This is a genomic window from Colwellia sp. BRX10-1, assembly GCF_014077545.1.
In the GTDB taxonomy this organism is placed as follows: Bacteria; Pseudomonadota; Gammaproteobacteria; order Enterobacterales; family Alteromonadaceae; genus Colwellia_A.
In genome coordinates this window covers 1-1,217 of sequence record NZ_JACGWC010000069.1, presented here as the reverse complement: position 1 = coordinate 1,217, position 1,217 = coordinate 1, and the positions used below count along the sequence as shown (strand labels likewise).

Here is a 1,217-nt window from a genome sequence, read left to right as displayed (position 1 = left end):
GGTTTATAGCACTAAACCTTCGAGTAGAGTTCAAATCTCTATTTCACCGCCAAACAAAGAAAAACCGCTAATCGAAAGATTAGCGGTTTTTTGCTTTTTGAAGTTAGAAATTATAAATAAGGTTTGTAGCACTAAACCTTCGAGTAGAGTTCAAATCCACTTTCACCGGCAAATTAAGAGAAGCCCGTTAATCGAAAGATTGACGGGTTTTTTGCTTTTTAAAAACTAGAAATCATAAGAAAGGGTTTATAGCACTAACCTTCCAGTAGAGTTCAAATCTACTCTCACCGCCAAACAAAGAAAAGCCCGTTACGAAAGTAACGGCCTTTTGCTTTTGAAAAGTTAGAAATATAAGAATCTATCAGCAATACTTAGATTAACCATTTGAATTCAAGGCGCACAGGTTAAGTTAGCAACTTGTGAATCCTAACCTCCGCTTCAAGCTTATTCATGCTAATCAGGCCCGTCTCAGAACGCTAGCTTTCGCACATATTCGTCATGCCCAAAAATTAATATTGATGAATACCTATTGTTCACTTTGGCAACAGAGGGGAACTAAACTTTGATTAAAGATCTATTTCCCCTATTGAATATAAAACGGCCTGACCAGGCCATGTTCTATAAGTTAAATTTATAATAATCTTGCCATGGACTAAAGTAATTAAAGAGGCTAAAGTGATTAAAACAAGTGATTAAAACAAGTGATTAAAACAAGCAAAAAAGAAAAGTGGAACGCCGAACTGATTATCGCCAATAAAGAACTGATCTTTCAAAATGAAGAGAAAGATAAGCGGGCCGCCGAACTGGTTATCGCTAATAAAGAACTGATCTTTCAAAATAAAGAGAAAGAAAAGCGAGCCGCCGAACTGATTATCGCTAATGAAGAACTAAATTTTCAAAATGAAGAGAAAGAAAAACGAGCCGCCGAACTGGTTATTGCTAATGAAGAACTAAATTTTCAAAATGAAGAGAAAGAAAAGCGAGCCGCCGAACTGGTTATTGCTAATGAAGAACTAAATTTTCAAAATAAAGAGAAAGAAAAGCGAGCCACCGAACTGGTTATTGCCAATAAAGAACTGATCTTTCAAAATGAAGAGAAAGAAAAGCGGGCCGCCGAACTGATTATCGCTAATGAAGAACTAAATTTTCAAAATGAAGAGAAAGAAAAACGAGCCGCCGAACTGATTATCGCTAATGAAGAACTAAATTTTCAAAAT

Annotated in this window: 1 pseudogene; it reads left to right on the top strand. The window is 35.9% G+C overall.

Features of this window, described 5'->3' with window-relative positions:
- Window positions 1-701 precede the first annotated feature (701 nt).
- Window positions 702-1,217 (top strand): annotated as a pseudogene (locus H4J75_RS19555) (hypothetical protein); the annotation flags it as partial.